The 18,752-nt window shown below is 38.2% G+C and carries 18 protein-coding genes and 1 other RNA gene; 14 read left to right on the plus strand and 5 right to left on the minus strand.

Annotation, left to right across the window (positions count from 1 at the left end; genetic code table 11):
- The first annotated feature begins 70 nt into the window (after positions 1 to 70).
- The 10 genes from dsbD (at position 71) to rnpB (ending at position 7,774) form a co-directional block, all read left to right on the plus strand.
- Positions 71 to 1,861, plus strand: coding sequence for a protein-disulfide reductase DsbD (gene dsbD, locus OFO01_RS06685; protein ID WP_270859424.1), 1,791 nt, complete (start codon positions 71 to 73; stop codon positions 1,859 to 1,861).
- Positions 1,862 to 1,868: 7 nt separating this feature from the next.
- Positions 1,869 to 2,093, plus strand: a complete 225-nt coding sequence (locus OFO01_RS06690) for a hypothetical protein (RefSeq protein ID WP_270859425.1) — start codon at positions 1,869 to 1,871, stop codon at positions 2,091 to 2,093.
- 95 nt (positions 2,094 to 2,188) lie between these two features.
- On the plus strand, positions 2,189 to 2,677 hold the full coding sequence (locus tag OFO01_RS06695; RefSeq protein WP_270859426.1) for a KdsC family phosphatase: 489 nt from the start codon (positions 2,189 to 2,191) through the stop codon (positions 2,675 to 2,677).
- The gene (gene lptC, locus OFO01_RS06700; protein ID WP_270859427.1) at positions 2,668 to 3,198 is read left to right on the plus strand and encodes an LPS export ABC transporter periplasmic protein LptC; all 531 of its coding nucleotides are present in this window, start codon (positions 2,668 to 2,670) and stop codon (positions 3,196 to 3,198) included. Before OFO01_RS06695 ends, lptC begins: the two co-directional genes overlap by 10 nt.
- Positions 3,162 to 3,677, plus strand: a complete 516-nt coding sequence (gene lptA / locus OFO01_RS06705; RefSeq protein ID WP_442868038.1) for a lipopolysaccharide transport periplasmic protein LptA — start codon at positions 3,162 to 3,164, stop codon at positions 3,675 to 3,677. The genes lptC and lptA overlap by 37 nt, the downstream gene beginning before the upstream one ends.
- Positions 3,674 to 4,312 carry a GTP-binding protein gene (locus tag OFO01_RS06710; protein WP_270859428.1) on the plus strand — a complete coding sequence of 213 codons (639 nt, stop codon included), beginning with the start codon at positions 3,674 to 3,676 and terminating at the stop codon, positions 4,310 to 4,312. Before lptA ends, OFO01_RS06710 begins: the two co-directional genes overlap by 4 nt.
- Positions 4,309 to 4,908 (plus strand): GNAT family N-acetyltransferase, encoded by a 600-nt coding sequence (locus OFO01_RS06715; RefSeq protein ID WP_270859429.1) that lies wholly within the window; start codon positions 4,309 to 4,311, stop codon positions 4,906 to 4,908. Before OFO01_RS06710 ends, OFO01_RS06715 begins: the two co-directional genes overlap by 4 nt.
- Positions 4,875 to 5,363, plus strand: coding sequence for a hypothetical protein (locus OFO01_RS06720; protein ID WP_270859430.1), 489 nt, complete (start codon positions 4,875 to 4,877; stop codon positions 5,361 to 5,363). Before OFO01_RS06715 ends, OFO01_RS06720 begins: the two co-directional genes overlap by 34 nt.
- Entirely contained in the window at positions 5,360 to 7,180 is a 1,821-nt protein-coding gene (mrdA, locus tag OFO01_RS06725) for a penicillin-binding protein 2 (RefSeq protein ID WP_270859431.1), read from the plus strand. Before OFO01_RS06720 ends, mrdA begins: the two co-directional genes overlap by 4 nt.
- Positions 7,181 to 7,447: 267 nt before the next feature.
- Positions 7,448 to 7,774: RNase P RNA component class A (gene rnpB / locus OFO01_RS06730), an RNA gene on the plus strand.
- 354 nt (positions 7,775 to 8,128) lie between these two features.
- On the opposite strand, the gene OFO01_RS06735 is transcribed toward rnpB, so the two are convergent.
- Together OFO01_RS06735 and rsmH are read right to left on the minus strand one after the other, a co-directional pair.
- On the minus strand, positions 8,129 to 8,506 hold the full coding sequence (locus OFO01_RS06735) for a hypothetical protein (protein ID WP_270859432.1): 378 nt from the start codon (positions 8,504 to 8,506) through the stop codon (positions 8,129 to 8,131).
- A gap of 128 nt (positions 8,507 to 8,634) precedes the next feature.
- Positions 8,635 to 9,570, minus strand: coding sequence for a 16S rRNA (cytosine(1402)-N(4))-methyltransferase RsmH (rsmH, locus tag OFO01_RS06740; RefSeq protein WP_270859433.1), 936 nt, complete (start codon positions 9,568 to 9,570; stop codon positions 8,635 to 8,637).
- 63 nt (positions 9,571 to 9,633) lie between these two features.
- On the opposite strand from rsmH, the gene OFO01_RS06745 reads away from it, so the two are divergent.
- The 4 genes from OFO01_RS06745 to ftsZ all read left to right on the plus strand — a co-directional run bounded on the left by OFO01_RS06745 (position 9,634) and on the right by ftsZ (position 14,338).
- On the plus strand, positions 9,634 to 10,200 hold the full coding sequence (locus OFO01_RS06745; protein ID WP_270859434.1) for a class II aldolase and adducin N-terminal domain-containing protein: 567 nt from the start codon (positions 9,634 to 9,636) through the stop codon (positions 10,198 to 10,200).
- 127 nt (positions 10,201 to 10,327) lie between these two features.
- Complete coding sequence (locus OFO01_RS06750; RefSeq protein ID WP_270859435.1) at positions 10,328 to 11,785, plus strand: peptidylprolyl isomerase; 1,458 nt, start codon at positions 10,328 to 10,330, stop codon at positions 11,783 to 11,785.
- Complete coding sequence (gene ftsA / locus OFO01_RS06755; protein WP_270859436.1) at positions 11,778 to 13,157, plus strand: cell division protein FtsA; 1,380 nt, start codon at positions 11,778 to 11,780, stop codon at positions 13,155 to 13,157. The genes OFO01_RS06750 and ftsA overlap by 8 nt, the downstream gene beginning before the upstream one ends.
- A gap of 20 nt (positions 13,158 to 13,177) precedes the next feature.
- Positions 13,178 to 14,338, plus strand: coding sequence for a cell division protein FtsZ (gene ftsZ, locus OFO01_RS06760; protein ID WP_270859437.1), 1,161 nt, complete (start codon positions 13,178 to 13,180; stop codon positions 14,336 to 14,338).
- Positions 14,339 to 15,138: 800 nt separating this feature from the next.
- On the opposite strand, the gene OFO01_RS06765 is transcribed toward ftsZ, so the two are convergent.
- The 3 genes from OFO01_RS06765 to OFO01_RS06775 form a co-directional block, all read right to left on the minus strand.
- A complete protein-coding gene (locus OFO01_RS06765) occupies positions 15,139 to 17,139 on the minus strand; it encodes a WG repeat-containing protein (protein WP_270875524.1) in 2,001 nt (666 codons plus the stop codon).
- A 257-nt stretch (positions 17,140 to 17,396) separates the two neighbouring features.
- Positions 17,397 to 17,705, minus strand: a complete 309-nt coding sequence (locus OFO01_RS06770) for a heat shock protein transcriptional repressor HspR (RefSeq protein WP_270859439.1) — start codon at positions 17,703 to 17,705, stop codon at positions 17,397 to 17,399.
- Between the two features lie 9 nt (positions 17,706 to 17,714).
- The gene (locus OFO01_RS06775) at positions 17,715 to 18,602 is read right to left on the minus strand and encodes a DnaJ C-terminal domain-containing protein (RefSeq protein WP_270859440.1); all 888 of its coding nucleotides are present in this window, start codon (positions 18,600 to 18,602) and stop codon (positions 17,715 to 17,717) included.
- Positions 18,603 to 18,752 lie beyond the last annotated feature (150 nt).

An 18,752-nucleotide genomic window follows, 5' to 3' on the forward strand; every position in this document is an offset into this window, starting at 1 on the left:
ATTATACATTTAAAAGAATTAAAATTTAATATCTTTTTGATAATATTAGGAAAAAATTTCAAGGCAAATAATGAGAATTTTATCTTTTATTTTTCTATTTTTTATCACGCTTTTTGGCGAAGTAATCGCGCCAAATGAGGCTTTCATCGTCGATACAAACACAAGCGAAAGTGAAATTAGCTTAAATTTTCGCGTCGCAGATGAGATTTATATTTACAAAGATGAGATAAAAATTTTCATTGATAGCGCGGAAGTTAGCACACTTTTAAATTTACCAGAGCCAAAAGAGTATAAAAATCATCAAATTTATGACGGAAATTTCAGCATTGCTCTGCCTATGGGGCTGGTGCTTGCAAACGCAAAAGATAGCAAAAATTTTCAAATTTTAGTGAAATTTCTTGGTTGCACTGTGGGTGGGTTTTGCTACGAGCCACAAAACAGAGGCTTTGCGCTAAATAAAAGTGGCAAGAGCTATGAAATTTCGGCGTTGAAAAATCCCGGCGCAGGTATTTCGGGGCAAAATTTAAGTCAAAATTTAGAACAAAATTTAGAACAAAATTCGGGGAATTTTGGCTCAAATTTAAGCCAATTGCAAATTTTAGAAATTTTCGAAAACAAAAGCTTTTTTATGACCTTGATTTTGTTTTTTGGTTTTGGCGTTTTGCTATCTCTGACACCTTGTATTTATCCGCTCATACCGATACTCTCGTCGATTATCGTGGCTAAAACAGCTAGCAAGCCAAGCGTGAAATTAAGCCTGATTGTAAGCGTGATTTATGTGCTTGGCATGGCGAGTTCGTATGCGGTTTTGGGCGCTGGGGTGGCAGTTTTGGGCGAAAATTTGCAAGGGATTTTGCAAAATAAAATCGCCTTAATCATCACGGCTGCCATTTTTGTGGCTTTGGCGTTTTCGCTTTTTGGGCTTTATGAGATTAGGCTTCCTGGCAGATTGCAAAATTTCCTAAGTGCCAAAAGTGACGCGAGAAGCGGATTTGTGGGCGTTTTTTTAATGGGGGCGATTTCATCACTTATGGTTAGCCCTTGCATTTCAGCCCCGTTAAGTGCTGCGCTAATATACATCGCAAATAGTGCAAATATAGCACTTGGTGCTAGTGCGCTTTTTGCCTTGGGGCTTGGAAGCGGGGTTTTGCTCATTATAATCGGGCTTGGAGGCGCGCTACCGCGTCCAGGCGAGTGGATGGAAGTGGTGCCAAAAATCTTTGGATTTTTGCTTTTGTTTATGGCGGTTTGGATAGTGCGCTTCATAATCGGAGAAAATTTAGCACTGCTATTTTACGCTATTTTGTGCGCTTTAATGGCTGGGGTTTTGGGACTGTTTGATGCGCGCGCAAACGCACTAAAACGCGCGCTCGCGCTTTTAATGCTAGTTTATAGCGTGCTTTTGCTAATCGGATTTGCAAGCGGGGCGAGGGATTTTACTAAGCCACTTAGTGAAATTTCGCTACAAAAGGGCGTAGCTATGCAAAAAGGCGATATGACGCAAAGTGCGAAAAACGGGGAAAGATTTATTTTCGTGCGAGATTTGGGCGAGTTGCGCGAGATGATTAAAGGCTCGCAAAAGCCCGTGATTGTGGATTTTTGGGCGCAGTGGTGCAAAAACTGCGAAGAGAGTGAGGCGGCGTTTGGCGATGAGAGTTTGGCTGAAATTTTGTCAAATTTCATGCTTATCAAGGTTGATTTGACCCAAAATAGCCCCCAAATGAGCGAGATTAAAAAAGAATTTGGCATTATGGGACCGCCTGCGATTTTGTTTTTCAAAAACGGTAGCGAGTTAGAAAACCTGCGCCAAATCGGCTCGCTAAATTCAGCGAAACTAGCGCAAATTTTATCACGGATTTAGGTGCAAAATGCAAACAACTCTTGCTTTGGCGTTTCTTGGATTTTTACCACTTTTATGGTTGATTTCGCTTTGTTTTGTGATTTTTTATATCATAAAATTTGCGCGCACGCCGAATTTTAGCGACCAAAGAGCGTATTACAAAAGGCGAATAAAAAGTGCGCTTTGCATTTTTGCGATAATCTTGCCGATTTTGTTTTGTTTGGTTTATATTTTTTCGATTTTTATTTATTAACCAAAGCTTTAAAATTTTACTTTAAAATGGCTGTTTTATAAGCAAAATTTGGCTAAAATCATTAGCTTTTAAATTTACAAATTATGGGAAAATTTATGATAAAAATTATTTTTTTAGATGTCGATGGTTCGCTCACTGACGGCGCGCTGTATCACGCAGAGAGTGGCGAGACGATGAAGAGATTCGATGTCAAAGACGGCTTTGGGATCCAAGAGTGGCAAAGGTGCGGTCTTTACGCTGCCATAATCACGGGCAAAAGCTCGCAAATCGTGGCAAATAGGGCAAAGGAGCTTAAAATTCCTTTTGTTTTCCAGGGCGAAAAGGACAAATTCGGCAGAGCTAGCGAAATACTTGCGGAACTCGGGCTCGATTTTAGCGAGGCTGCGGCGATTGGCGATGATTTAAACGACGCGAAACTGCTAAACGCCGTTGGCATGAGTTTCAAGCCAAGCGACGCGCTAAATTCGCTAAGGGCTGATTATACGCTAAATGCGCGTGGCGGGCATGGGGCGGTGCGCGAGATGATTGAAATCTTAGTCGATAAAAACAATATGCGAGAGATTTGGAACTCTAAATGGTTATAAAAATTTTCTATGTCGTAATCGCGATTTTTAGCGTCGCTATGGTGTTTCTAAGCGTGCAAACTCCGTATTTCGAGGAGATGTTTAAGGAAAATTTAAATGTCTCAAATCTCGAAATGCAAGGCGTGAGAGATTATCAAGTGGGCGAGAAAATCACTGGCGAATTTAGAGCCAAAAACGGGATTCGCTACAAAGACCGCGATGAATTTTACGAATTTGACGCTGTGATTTTAGATGATATAAATCACACGATTAACTCAAATTTAGCCGTTAAAAAGGGCGATAATATCAAATTTAGCGGTTCGGCGCATTATCGCAACAGCGACGAAATAGATTACAAATCCGAGCAAATCACCTACAATCTCAAAAACAAAATCGTTCGCTCAGATGTGCCATACACCCTCACTCAGGGCGAAAACAAAGTAACTGGCGAAAAAATCAGTTACGATACAAAAAATAAAAAAACAAACTCAAAAGGAATTCACGCATGGTATTACACGCAGGACAAAAATTCATCAAATTAGCGATTTTTTCATCACTTTTGGCTTGTATGAGCGCATTTGGCGCACCTGAGCTAGTCGAGGTTACGGCGGATAATTTTTTCGCTGACGAGGTCAAACAAATAAGCACTCTAACTGGCAATGTAAAGATAAAAAAAGGCTCGTATGATACGCTAACTTCGGATAAGGTTACGATTTATTTCGACGCCAAAAAGCAACCCACAAAATATGTCGCCACAGGAAATGCGAAATTTAAGGTACTAGTAAATGACAAACACTACGATGGACAGGGCGCAGTGCTGACATACACGCCGGGAGTTGAGACATACACGCTCGAAGGAAACGCGCATTTGCACGAAACTGAAACCAAAAAAGAGGTCTTTGGCGAGCAGATTGTGGTCAATCGCACCAAAGGCACCTACGAAGTCAAATCCGCGCCAAGTGGCGGTGCTGGCAAAAAGCCTGTGAGATTAATCTTTCAAGTAGAAGATCAGCAAAAATGATAAACATAAACGACGCGAAATTTATAACTTCCGCCGCAGGGATTGCCGATAGTCCAGAGTTTGCGATGAGCGAGGTAGCGTTTTTGGGGCGCTCAAATGTGGGCAAATCCAGCCTGATAAACGCTCTAACTCAGCGCAAAGGGTTAGCCAAATCAAGCTCGACGCCGGGCAAGACGCAACTTGTGAATTATTTCGAAGTAAAATTTGGGCAAAAATTTAGCGAAAATGAAAAATTTGATGAAGCTTTGGCAAATTTAGGCGAGAATTTTTCGCTTATGTTTGTGGATTTGCCGGGTTTTGGATATGCAAAAGTATCGAAAAAAATGCACTATATCTGGCAGAAAAATTTGGACGAATTTATCAAAAACCGCCCAAATATCAAACTTTTTGTCCATTTGATAGATTCACGCCAATTTGATTTGGATATTGATAGAAATTTGCGCGAGTATGTGGAGAGCTTTTTGCGGGGCGATCAGCAAATTTTGCGCCTTTACACGAAAGCTGACAAACTAAATCAAGCTGGGCGCGCAAAATTGCTTAAAAGCGATCCTGGCGCACTTTTTGTTTCGACGCTAAAAGGTTCTGGCATAGCCAAAGCGCGCGAATTGATCATAAAAAAGGCGTTTGGACTATGATAGTGCTAGAAAAACCGCGTCTGTGCGACATAGGCGCAATGCAAGAAATGATAAAAGCCGAAGTCGAAAGCGGTGTGATTTTGCCTAGAAGCGACGACGAGATCGCCACATATATCCGCTCATACACGCTAGCGTATGTCTGTGATGAGGCGTGCGCCAAGCCAGAAAACACTGAGCCGAAATTTGATAGTGCAAATTTAGGGGCAAATTCTAGCGAAATTTCAAATCAAAATTCCCAAATTTGCGCCTCTTACACGCAGTATTTCGCCCAAAAACCACAAAACGCCGAGCTTGCAGGATATGCGTCTTTGAAAATTTTCAATGCAGAACTTGCAGAAATTCGCTCGTTTGTCGTCTCGCCGAAATTTCGCAGGCGAGGAATCGGCTCAAAAATCGTCAAAGCTTTATTAGACGAGGCGAAATTTTACGGCTTAAAAAATGTCTTTGCTCTGACATATCAAAAGCATTTTTTCGAGCAAAACGGCTTTAAAGAAATCAGCAAAGACGAGCTTCCAGCTCAAAAAATTTGGGCAGATTGTATATCTTGCAAAAAGTTTCCAGTATGCAACGAAGTCGCGGTAATTTATACCTTATAGTCGATTTTGCCCTGAGCTTTGGCGTCGCGTTTTATCTGCTTTTAAGCGTGATGTATCGGGGACTGCCGCCACTTTTGGGGTTTTTTTTCGTGACTTTGGTGGTGCTGAAATTCGAGCATGAAAACAAATTTAAAAAATACAATTTCACTTACTATTTTGCGATTTTTTATCTATTTTGCGCCGAGCAAATTTACGGATTTAACCTATTTAGCATTGCACTAGCTTACATTATTTTTTACACTTTTATCTATGAATTTAGCCTGCGAAATATCAAATTTCGCAACTTTTTGCTGGCTTTGTATGTGCTAATCGCCTATGCGCTGATTTTGGGGGTAAATGGCGCGATTTCGTATATCAAAAAAGCTGATGCTATGAGTGTGGGAAGCGAGTATTTAAGCTATATCGTGGTCGATATTTTGCTTAGTTTGCTCTTTTTTAAGGGGCGATTTGTATGAGATTAAAATTCGTCTTTTTCTTTGTTTTGGCGTTTTTTACCATGCTTTTGGTTAGGGTGTATTATCTAGCTATCAAATCAAATGAATTTTACGAGCAAATCGCCAAAAACAATGTCGTCTCGACCGAGTATATCCCGCCTGTGAGGGGACAGATTTTAGACGCCAAAAATCGCCCGCTAGCGATTAATAATATCGGATTTTCGCTTTTGATTGCGCCACATTTAAAAGATAGTGCGCTGGACGCTGAGCTAGCAAATATCAGCAAATATTTCGCGGATTTAAACACCACGCAAATGCGCAAAATTTACAAGGACGAAAACTCTGTCTATAATCAAAATTTTATCGAAGTCGTTAAATTTTTGGATTACAACGAAACAATCACGCATTTTGCGAATTTAAATCTGCACGAAAATATCCGTGTCGAGCCTGCTTCGCAACGCTACTATCCGCACAATCATCTCGCCTCGCATATCATCGGCTATGTCGGACGCGCGAATAAAAAAGATATCAAATCCAACCCTCTCTCAGCACTTACTGGATATAACGGCAGAAGCGGTGTGGAGGGGTATTATAATGAAATTTTACAGGGCAAAAGAGGCGAGCGCAAGACCAAGGTAACTGCGCTAAATGAGGTTGTCGAGGAGATTTCATACGAAGAGCCAAGCAGTAGCGAGATTTCGCTGACGATTGATTTGGAATTCCAAAGATATTTAGAGGAAATTTTCAAAGACAAAGACGGCGTGGCGATCGTGATTGATCTCAAAGACGGCGCGATACTGGGCGCTGGAAGCTTCCCTGAGTATAATCTAAACACCTTTGTGGGCGGAATTTCGCAAGCCCAGTGGGACGAGCTAATCAAAGATCCGCGCCACCCATTTACAAACAAGCTCGTAAATGGCCTCTATCCGCCAGGCTCGGTAATCAAAATGGCTGTGGGAATGAGCTTTTTAAATAGTGGCAAGATAAATGAGAATTGGAGCGCGTTTTGCGGTGGTGCGATTGAGCTTGGAGGGCGCAGATTTAGGTGTTGGAGTAGTGGAGGGCACGGCAGAGTGAGCCTAGTGCAGGCTATCAAAAGTAGCTGTGATATATATTTTTACGAAGGCTCGCTGATTGTGGGGATTGATTATATGTCAGCCTACCTTAACCGCATGGGATACGGCGTGAAAACGGGCGTGGATTTGCCGAACGAATTCGTAGGCACCATGCCAAATAAGGCGTGGAAAATGCAGAAATTCAAACGCCCATGGTATCAAGGCGAGACCGTAAATGCCTCAATCGGTCAAGGCGATGTGCTAGTAACGCCTATGCAAGTAGCCAAAAACACAGCCCAAATCGCCACAGGCAAGGCGATAATCCCACATTTTTTAAAGAGCATTGACGGCGAAGAGATTAGCTTCGAGCCGGGCGAGCTTTTCACTCCGGCTGAAAAAAACCAACTCCCGCTTGTAAGGCGCGGTATGTATGAGGTAGGAAACAACCCAAACGGCGGAACTGCGTATAAAATCATGAAAGACGCTGTCGTCCCGCTCGCGGTCAAAACCGGCACCGCGCAGGTTGTAGGACTATCGCAAAAGACAAACAAACGCCTAAAAGAGTCGCAAATGGATTATTTCCACCGCTCGCATGCGTGGATGACGAGCTTTGGCCCGTATGAAAACCCAAAATACGCCGTCACGGTGCTAGTCGAGCACGGAGGCGGTGGCGGAAGCGCGGCTGGTCCTGTGGTGAAAAAAATCTTCGAAAAACTCGTGGATATGGGCTATATCGACGCAAACGCCACGGCAAATTTTACGCAAAATTCAAAGAAAAAGTAGAATAAAATTTCAAATTTCTTGCTGACGCAATCCTTAAACACTGCGCCGAAATTTTAAAATTTGGGCTCATGGCTTAAAATTTGCAAAATTTGCCCCTAAGTGTCATTGCGAGAATTTTGCGTAGCAAAATTCGTGGCAATCTACAAAGTTGAAATTAAGAGCAGGGCAAATGGCATAATTTCGTAGAATTTTGAATTTTAAAATTTTATGCGCATAGCCCAAATTTGGCGTTTGTGAAATTTAAGCATAAAAAGCTATAATTGCGCTTCGGCGTGGCGAGCGGTCGCTTGTGATAAACAAGAGGAAAGTCCGAGCTGCAATAAGACAGAGTTGCGTCTAACGGACGCCGTGGGAAACCATAGGGAAAGTGCAACAGAAAGCAAACCGCCATAGCGTTCGCGCTGTGGTAAGGGTGAAAGGGCGGGGCAAGAGCCCACCGCGCGCATGGAGACATGGGTGGCAGTGCAAACCCAACTCGCAGCAAGAATAGAAGGTAAGGTCTTATGAGATACTATTCGCTAGAACTGGTTTGCAAAAACCAGTGTAGATAAATGATCGCACAGACAGAACTCGGCTTATAGCCACGCCTTTTATTTATTTTTGCAAAATTTTCACAATAATAGTAGTAAATGTAGTTAAATTTCTCATTGCGAGCGAAGCGAAGCAATCTACGAGTCTAAAATTTAGGGTTAGTTTGTTTGCTAAAATTTTGAAATTTATGGAATTTTATAAAATTTGCGAATTTATCGTTCGGTGATTTTAGCTCGTGACAATGACAGATTAAAGGCTATGGAATTTTTCTGGATTGCTTCGCTATGCTTGCAATGACAGATTAAATGATAAATCAAAATTTCGGGGCAGTGTTTTAGACTTGCGGTAGCGAAATAAATTTAAAATTAATCACATAAATTTTTTGTTAGTTAGTGCGTTAGTTGGCCAAAATGGGCGTTAGTTTGGTTTGTCATCGAGATTGACGGCGTCGATGATCTCTTTTTTGAAGCGCAAAAACTCGATATTGTTTTTAAGCGCGCGGTTTTCTTCGAGCAAGACCTCGTGTTTGGTGCGAAGCTCTGCGATGTCGCGCGAAATGTAGTAAATCTCGTTTCGGATAAAAATCGCCGGCACGGTTAGCAAAAACACGAACATCATCACCAAATAGGTCATCAAAAGTTTGTTTAAGGATAAATTTACCTCTTTGAAATTTGTGGTTTGGTAGTTTTGCAAAATTTGGTTTTGTTCGTCGCTGATATATTCGCTCGTCTTGGGCGCGGATTTGGCTCTGTTTGGGACGGAATTATTTATGATAAAATCATATTCGTTATTCAAAATTTTCTCCATTTAAATTTTAAAATTTTCAAAATTCTAAAAATTATAAGTAAAATTTAGCATAATATTTTACACAAAATTTTGCTTATAATTTTTAATAAAATTTTACTAAAATAGCCTAAATTTGGCTATTTTATCTGAAAAATTCTCAGCTTAGCACTGCTTGCGCGAGAATTTTGTGCTAGCTCTTCACTGCTAGCGGTGATTGGCTTTTTGCTTATGATTTTGCCTAGATTGTGGTTAGCTCCACACTCACATTTTAGTGCAAATTCTGGGCAAATACACGCTTTTTCCCACTCTTTAAAACGCGTTTTTACGATACGATCTTCGAGCGAGTGAAAGGAGATTATAGCAATTTTTGCATTAGTTAAGACTTTATTTTTTGCTTTTTGTTCGATTAAATTTAAAAGCTCGCTAAGCTCGCCAAGTTCGTTATTTACCTCGATTCTGATTGCCTGAAATGCGAGGATTGCAGGGCTTACGCTTCTGTTTTTGGCAGGTTTAGTGCCGATTATTTGCGCCAAATCTTTTGCGCTGGTAATAGGTGAGAGTTTGCGTGCTTGGATAATTTTTTCAGCGATTTGATATGCGTTTGGAAGTTCGCCGTATTCGCGCAAAATCCGTGCAAGTTCATCTTTTGTATAATTATTTACTATAAATTTCGCGTCTTTTGAGCATGAGCTGTCCATGCGCATATCTAGCTCGTCGCTTCCTAGCCCAAAACCCCGCTCGTTTTTGTCGATTTGAAGCGATGAAACGCCGATATCGGCTAAAATTCCCCTTATGTTTTTTATTTTTTCATCTGGCAAAATTTTTAAAATTTCACTAAATTTTGCCTTATGGATTTGCACGCGATCTTTGAAATTTTCTAGCCTTTTACTTGAAAAATTTATCGCCTCGCTATCCCTATCGCATGCGATTAAATGGACATTTGGTAGGCTTTGCAAGATACCTTGGCTATGCCCTGCGTATCCTAGGGTGCAATCAAGTATGTAGCCACTCTGGGTGTCCGAAAATGCGCTAAGTGTTTCGTTAAATAAAACTGGAATATGAGGAATTTGCAAACTTAATCCTTTTAAAATTTCTAGTTTAGTATAATAGCGCATTTTTTAGGTAAAAGGTAAAAAATGGACGAGTATTATTACGAAATTTTGCGTAGAATTTCGCTTTCGATGTTTAGAAAGGAGCTTTTTGGCATTTTTCACGGCTCGATTTCAGCCAAAGTTAAGGATAATCAATTCATTATCAACAAAAAAAATGCCATTTTTGACAGTCTGGGCTTGGACGATTTCGTGGCGTTGTTTGCCAAAAAAGATTATCGCTGGGAAGAGGCGAGTATAGATAGTGATATACATTTAAATATATATAAAAATATTAAAGAAGCCAAATTCGTTGCTTACGCTATGCCGCCATATTTGCTTGCATATACCTTAGAACACGACTTTATCATACCGCGTGATTATTATGGTGCGACTATCATCAAACGGCTTGAAATTTACGATCCGAAAAATTACGATGATTGGCACGATAGGGCACCGCACGAAATTTACAATTATATGATGAGTGAAAATAGTGATATCATCGTGGTTAGGGGATATGGCGTGTTTGCGTATGCCAGAAGCGCACAGAGTCTTGCGAAAAAAATCGCGGTTTTGGAAAATAGTTGCAAAATGCTTTTACTAAACCATAATTAACTTTTTTGTAAAAAAATGTTACTAACGCGTTATAAAATGACAAAAATGCCTATTTTTCAGTGTTACATAAGGTTTTTATCTGTATAATACTAACACATTTTGTTAGTTGATTAAAGGGAAATAATTTATGATCAATTGGATGCAAAAGCATAAAAAGTCGCTCATACCTACTATCTGGATTAGCACGATAGCTTTCGTCGGTGCTGGTTTTGTGGGCTGGGGCGCGTATGATATGAACGCAAACAGAGCTGGTTCTATCGCCAAAGTAGGACAAATTTCTGTTACTAACCAAGAACTAAATACGAAATATTCCGAGCTTTACAATCGTCTTTATAGCATGAGTGATGGCAGATTTACTAGGGAGCAAGCTGATCAAATGCGCCTAGACGAAATCGCTGCAAACGAGCTTATTAAAGAGGCATATTTTTTAAATTTCGCTAACGATTTGGGGCTAAGGGCTACGGAAAAAGATGTGGCCCAGTTTGTGGTAAATGCGCCAGCCTTCCAAGAAAATGGCGTTTTTAATCAGACTTTATACGATAACAGCGTCAAAAATTCAGGTCTTACCAAAAAAGAATTTGAGCGAAATTTGCAAAAAGCAATCACGCTAGAAAAGCTTAGCGACGCGATAAAAGTCGTGCCAAATATGGATATCGTCGAGGCTATCACGGCCTCTGGTTTGGTGCAAGATAGCGTGCAAGCACAGATGATTTACACTGATGATAATGTTAGTTTTAGCGACGATGAGTTAAAGAAATTTTGGGAGGGCGAAAAAAATCACTATATGAGTGAGAAAAAATACACCCTAAATACATACTTCATGCCGACTAAAACAGCAGAGGCTAGCGACGCTGAGTTAGAAAAATTTTATAACGAAAATCGCTCAGCATATCGTGGAAGCGATGATAAGGTGCTAGATTTCGCCGCAGCAAAAGATAGTGTGATAAAGGATTTTAGCATCGATCAAGCCAAAAAAACAGCGCTAAAAAAATATTTGGAAATCAAAAAAGGCGAAGCCGATACCAATGAAACCATTATTGCCACGCCTAGCATATTTCCTGTGGATGAGCTTGGAGAGGCTAAGGTCGGCGAGATTTTAAAACCTTTTGCTTACAATGACGGAAATTTAATCGTAAAAATCGCTAGCATAGACGAGCCAAAACCTCTTAGTTTCGAAGAGGCAAAAGAGTTAGCGGCGGCTGATTACCGCGTGGTTAGGGCTAGCGAGGTTTTAAACGAAAATGCGCAAAATGCACTTAAAGATTTCAAAGGAACTGAATTTGGCAAATTTACGCTAAATTCACAAAATACAACTTCGCTTAGAGATGATGAATTTTATAAATTTATCAGCGAAATGTTTTCTAAACCTGCCAAAGAGGGCGTTGTGCTTTTTGACGATAAGGCTTTGGTCTATAAAATCACAGAACAAAGCTTAGGCGATGATACTAGCATAAACGAAAACAAATCTATGGTAGCGCAAAAAATCGACGGTATGATAAATTCAAATCTTCAAGGCGATTTGTTAAAACTTCTTGAAAAGCGTTATAAACTCGAAAGATATTATAAAGGTAGAGATAGTGAGTGAGTATATCTTAGGCTTAGACATCGGGTCTAACAAAATTCGTGCTTTAATAGCCAAAAATGACGGCGAGTTGAGCATTAGCGGAGTAGGTGTAGCTGATACCTTGGGTATAAAAAAGGGTGTGATTACTAACATCGAGCAGGCTGCTAGCTCAATCAAACAAGCTGTAAAAGGTGCTATCAAAAGTGCTGGTCGCAACTACGATAGAGCGGTGGTTTCGATATCTGGTTCGTATGCCAAAAGTGTCAAATCGCGTGGCGTAATCACTATGGAGCGCGAGATCGGTATCCACGAGATAGATCGCGCTATGAAGGTAGCCCAAGCGCAAGCCAATGTCCCGAACGACTATACTATTTTGCATGTGCTTCCTTATGATTTCAAAATCGACGAGCAAGAGCATATAGAAGATCCTCTTGGCATGAGTGGATCGAGGCTAGAAGTATCGGTTCATATCATAATCGCTCCAAAAAGCTCAATCCAAAATTTGAAAAAATCAGTAGAAATGGCAGGGGTAAAGGTTAGCAATATAGTCTTATCTGGCTATGCCTCATCAATTTCTACGCTAACAAAAGATGAAAAAGAGTTAGGCGTAGTGCTTATCGATATGGGTGGAGCGACTTGCGATGTGGTTATTCACCTAGGCAATTCATTGCGTTATAACGATGTTGTTATGTTAGGTTCGAATAACATCACTAACGACCTTTCTCGCGCGCTTCACACACCGCTACCTTATGCAGAAAATATAAAAATCACATATAATGATTTGATAAACGAGGGCGATAGCGAGGTAAATTTGCCTATCATGGGCGAAAGGGAAGATGAGAGTAAGTTGATTTCCCTTGAAATTATTTCGCAAGTAATATTAGCAAGAGTTAAGGAAATATTCGATCTTTTAGCCGATAAAATCGATAAAAGTGGCTACAAAGATAGGCTTGGTGCTGGCGTAGTCATCACTGGTGGTATGGCTAAGCTAGATGATGTCAGAGACCTAGGCACTATGGTTTTTGATAACATATCTGTTAGAGTGGCTAGACCAAAGAGCGTTAGTGGGCTTTCTGAGATTTCTTATGATAGCGCTAATGCTTGTGCGGTTGGACTTTGTATGTATGGATTTGGCGATTTTACGCCGTATGAGATTGATTCTAACGGCGAGCTTCGTTACAAAGACGAAACTATAAAAATCTCTACGAGCAGAGAGAGTTCGACATACTATGAAAAAGAAGTAACGCAAGCGATAGAAACAGAAGAGGTAAAAAGCAGTGTTACTAACACTAACACTACGGCAAATAACGGCGGGCTTGGCATTGGGCTTCCAGAGAAAAAGAAGCCAAATGTGTTTGAAAAATTTATGACAATGATTAAAAATAGCTTTTAAATTTAATAGAGGAGATTGCAATGAAAGGATTTATTGTGGAAGAAAACAAAGGTGTTTATGGCGCCAAAATGAAAGTAATCGGCGTCGGCGGCGGCGGTTGCAATATGATTAATCACATGATTAGAGAGGGTTTTACTAAGGCTGATGTCGAGCTTATGGTAGCTAACACAGATGTGCAAGCGTTAGAAAAATCAATTGCAAAAACTAGAATTCAACTTGGACCAAATTTAACCAGAGGGCTTGGTTGCGGTATGGATCCTGCTATGGGTCGTGGCGCTGCTGAGGAGAGCTATGAGGATCTAAAAGATCGCCTAGATTACGCTGATATGGTGTTTGTAGGCTCTGGTTTTGGCGGTGGCACAGGCACTGGCGCAGCTCCAATCGTAGCAAAAGCCGCTAAGGAGAAAAAGGCCCTAACAATCGGTATCGTTACAACTCCGTTTGATTTCGAGGGTAAAAAACGCATGCGCCTAGCGCAAGAGGGCTTAGAAGAGCTTAAAAAAGAGTGTGATTCTGTAATCGTAATCCCAAATCAAAATTTATTGAAAATCATTGATAAAAAAACAGGTATCAAAGAGGCTTACAAAAAGGTCGATAATGTCCTAGCCCAAGCTGTAAATGGTATGATTTCTGTGATTTTAGAATCAGGCGATAGCGATATGAATGTGGATTACGCTGATGTTCGCAAGGTAATGCAACACCGCGGTATGGCGCTAATGGGCACAGGTGTATGCGACGGCGAGGACGCAGCAGAGGAAGCGATAAAAGCAGCTATCCAATCACCGCTACTTGATAATGTTTCAATCAACGGCGCACAAGGCGTTTTGGTTCATTTCAAAATTTCACCTGATTGCTCGCTTATCGAAATCGAGTGCGCTATGAATATCATCAGAGAGGCTGTCAGCGAGGACGCGGACATAATCTTTGGAACGACAACAGATGATAGTATCGAAAATAACCGCGTAGAGGTAACTCTGATAGCTACTGGTTTCGAAAAGAGCGCCGCTGAAAAAAAGCAGGTAACTAAACAAAGCGTCGCTGATAGCAGACAAGCTATCCTAGAAAGATGCGCTAGAAGCTCATTTTTCGCTAAACAAAAAGTAGCTAGTGGCGATTTCAACGGCGATGAAACTTATGATGAGTTAGAAGAGCCGACATTTTTACGCAAACAAATGGATTAATAATCCTTTAAAAGCAATTCTTCTATTATCGGTGCGCACCCCGCGCACCGGTTTGATTTAGATAAATTTTTAAAATTTAGAAAATTTTATAAGCCTTTGTTTCATGCAATACGAGCTTGGATTTTGAGCGTGGTTTGCTCATATTTAAAATGAGTTATTTTGCCATTTTTTATGGCATTTATAAATTCGTTGTCAAATTTTATCTCATCGTAAATCACAGGGATAAACTCCTTGAATTTTCATCAAATAAGCCAAATTTACTATCTTTTTTCACGAGCAAAATAAGAGTTTTTGCTAGTTTTATCTTTGTCGTAGTGGCATAGCTGTTTTTGGTTTTTAAATTATCATCTGCTCGACTTCAAATTTTTCGATTTTGTTTATAAAATCGCGTAAAATCTCAATAACCCTTTGGTCTTAATTTTCTGCACATTTTGATGATTTCATTTAGTTCAAACGAATTATGGCTATAATAACTAATGTAGCCCCCATACAATATAGATCCAATGTCTGATTTTTCTTTGAATTTAAGCATTTCAAAACCACAAAAGGCAATTTGTTTAATCTCATCATCATCATCGTTCCTGCCACTTTGTAGATACAGGCTTAAATTTTGCTTTTTTCTATCTCATCTACCAAAAGATAAATCCCCACATATTTGTAAGAGAAATTTAATGAATTTATTTTTTTGCTCCTTTTTTATCTCTTAATCCGTAAAATTTGGCTAGTTTCATTTGTGATCCTTTGGGGTTTATTTATTTTTTGTTTTGTTTTTTTAATAGATAACTTTATTAAGTGAATTATTAATCACCATATACGACATAGGGAGTAAATTCTTCTTTTTTATTACTGTCTTCTTCGTTGCGCTCATATATTTCAGGGTTTATTCTATTCCCATTTTTATCGATGCACTTGGTTATTCCATTTTTTTTAATTAAAAAACATTCCGTTTCTAATTTACGAATTTCATCGTATTCGCAAGGAAGTATTTTATTCCCATCCTTATCGATTAAACCAAATTTATTATCCATTTTTGTTATGTAAAACTCAGATAATACAATAATGTCATCATAAAGCCAATAGCAAAATGTTTTTCTGTTTGTATCAATTATTCCAAACTTTCCATTTTTACTAGTTTTCAATATAAGACGATTTGATGAGTAGTGCGTATCATCGCAATCACATGCTTTCCAAATTTTCTCGATTTTATCAAAATCACAAGGAATTATTTCATTTCCATACTTATCACAAAGTCCAAATTTATTATCTTTTTTGACTTTTATATAATCTCCAAAATTTTCAATTTTATTATATATATAATCAATAATTTTATTTAAATTTTTGTCAGTAAGTCCAAATTTATTATCTTTTTTGACTTTTATAAAATTATTGTCAAATTCATCGATTTCATCAAAATCACAAGGAATTATTTCATTTCCAATATTATTAATCAAACCAAATTTATTATCTTTTTTGACTTTTATATAATAACTATTAAATTTTTCTATTTCGTCAAAATCGCAAGGAATTATTTTATAGTAAAGTCCTATATAGTAAAGTCCAAATTTATTATCTTTTTCAAGCAGTAAAAAATCATTATCAAATTTATTGATTTCATCAAAATCACAAGGAATTATTTCATTTCCAATATTATTAATCAAACCAAATTTATTATCTTTTTTGACTTTTATAAAATTATTGTCAAATTTATAGATTTCATCAAAATCACAAGGAATTATTTCGTTTCCTCGATTATCGTAAAGTCCAAATTTATTATCTTTTTCAAGCAGTAAAAAATCATTATCAAATTTATTGATTTTATCAACAATATAATATGGAATTTTTTCTCCGTTTTTATTAATACATTTTATATTATTGTCATTTATAATAAGAGTAGAAGTATCATTGTATAAAATATTTATATCAACATAATGACCAATTTTGATATCCTTCCTTTTAATAAGTTTTTTGATTTTTTCATTTATATATTCTTCGTATTCATCTTCTATGGGTGTGCCATAACCAAATAATTTTATTAAATTATCTATTGTATTCCCGCAGTATATAATTTCATCGCCTAATTCGTTGATTGCGCCAAATGAATTATCGTTTTTTCTAATATAAACTATTTTTTTAGAAAATTTATCATAAAGACAAGGCACAATTTTATTATTGTTTTTCTTAATAAGCCCAAATTTATTATCTTTTTTGACTTTTATAAAATTATTGTTAAATTTATCGATTTCATCAAAAATACAAGGAATTATTTCATTTCCTTGATTATCGTAAAGTCCAATTTTATTATCTTTTTTGACTTTTATAAAATTATTGTTAAATTCATCGATTTCATCAAAAATACAAGGAATTATTCCATTTCCAATATTATTAATCAAACCAAATTTATTATATTTTTTGACTTTTATATAATAACTATTAAATTTTTCTATTTTATCAAAATCACAAGGAATTATTTCATTTCCAATCTTATTAATCAAACCAAATTTATTATCTTTTTTGACTTTTATACAATAAGTATTAAATTTTTCTATTTCATCAAAAATATAATGAATTATTTTGTTTCCGTCTTTATTATAAAGTCCAAATTTATTATTTTTTTTGACTTTTATACAATGAGTATTAAATTTTTCTATTTCATCAAAATCACAAGGAATTATTTCATTTCCTTGATTATTGCAAAGTCCAAATTTTCCATTTTTTTTAACCTTTTTAATACCGTTCCCATAATCTTCAACAGCAGAATCACCAAAGAAAAATTCAAAAACTTCTTTTAAAAAATCAAACATGCTTTTTACCTTTTAGTATTTTTATGCATTTTACCCTCCCCCATATAAAAAAACTTAAAATTTTAATCGTTTCGATGAAAAAGATTTTTGCAAATTAGTAGATAAGGCTTCGCAGTTTTGGGTTGAATTTAAAATTTATCAAATTTATCGCTGGGAAATTTGGGGAATTTATCGAATTACAGGGGGAAATTTGGCGAAATTTATCGAAATTTAGCAAATTTGGCTCATAGCCCAAAATTTCAAATTTCGCTAAATTTTCAAATCTCCCCGCCGAGTTCTAAAATTTTGCTACGCAAAATTTCGATCTCTTTTTCGTATTCGCTGATTTGATCTTGCAGTCTAAAAATCACATCCACGCCCGCTAAATTCACGCCGAGCTCCTTTGTGAGATTTACTATCATACGGATTTTATCCATATCGCGCGCCGAATACAGCCTCATTTTGCCGTCCGTTCTACCTGGCTTGACTAGCCCCTCGCGCTCGTATTGGCGCAGGGTTTGGGGGTGGATATCTAGCACCTTGGCTACGATTGAGATTAGATAAACCGGCTCGTCATAATCGTGCATATTCTCTCCTTATAAGCTTTCTAATGCCTCGCGAACCTCGTCGCTTAGGCTATCGGCGTCTGGCAAGACGATATTTACTACGGCGTAGAGGTCGCCTAAAATTTTGGTTTTGCGGTTTTGCACGCCATAGCCTTTGAGGCGGTATTTTTGGCCGTTTTTGGTGTTTTTGCTGATTTTAATCGTGGCTGTTTTTTTGGGTGTGGCGACCTCGATTTTGCCACCAAAAAGCGCAGTTTTTAGCGGGACATCGATTTTTTTGCTTAAATCATCGCCGTTACGCTCATACTCAGCGCTTGGCGAAATTTTAATCTCCAAAATCAAATCTCCATTTTGGTTACCGTTTGAATTTCCTTTGCCTCTAATTCGCAGTTTTTCGCCAGTATTTATCCCTGCTGGGACTTTAAATTTGATATTTTCACCATTTAAATTTACGCTCATCTCCCCGCCATTTATCGCGGTATCAAAGGGGATTTCGATCGCGCTGTGTTTGTCTAAATCCGCGCCAAATCCACCACTAAACCCAGCACCGAATCCAAACGGATTAAACCCGCCACCAAAATCAAAGCCCCCACGAGAGCTTTTTGCGCCAGAAAATCCGCCAAAAATGCTGTTTAAAATATCGTTTAAATCGCCCATGCCAGCCGAACCCTTGGCGAAATCGTGGAAATTTTGGCCACCAAACATAGAATCTCCGTATTGGTCATACTGAGCGCGTTTTTTCTCATCGCTTAAAATTTCATACGCTGCGTTGATTTCTTTGAATTTCTCCTCTGCGCCAGCTTCTTTGTTGATATCTGGGTGATACTTTCTAGCGAGCCTGCGATAGGCTTTTTTAATCTCGTCAGCACTGGCAGATTTGCTAATGCCGAGAGTCTCATAAAGGCTAGAATTTGCCATTTTACCTTCCTTTTTTGTCTAAATTTTATATTGATTATATCATAAAAGTTTAGTCTATGTCAATCAAGTTTAATATATTTTGTTTATAAATCTTGTAATTACATTAAACAAATATTAGCCCTAGAAATTTATAATTGCACGAAAATTTTA

It is taken from the genome of Campylobacter sp. JMF_01 NE2 (genome assembly GCF_027737365.1).
Classification (GTDB): domain Bacteria; phylum Campylobacterota; class Campylobacteria; order Campylobacterales; family Campylobacteraceae; genus Campylobacter_B.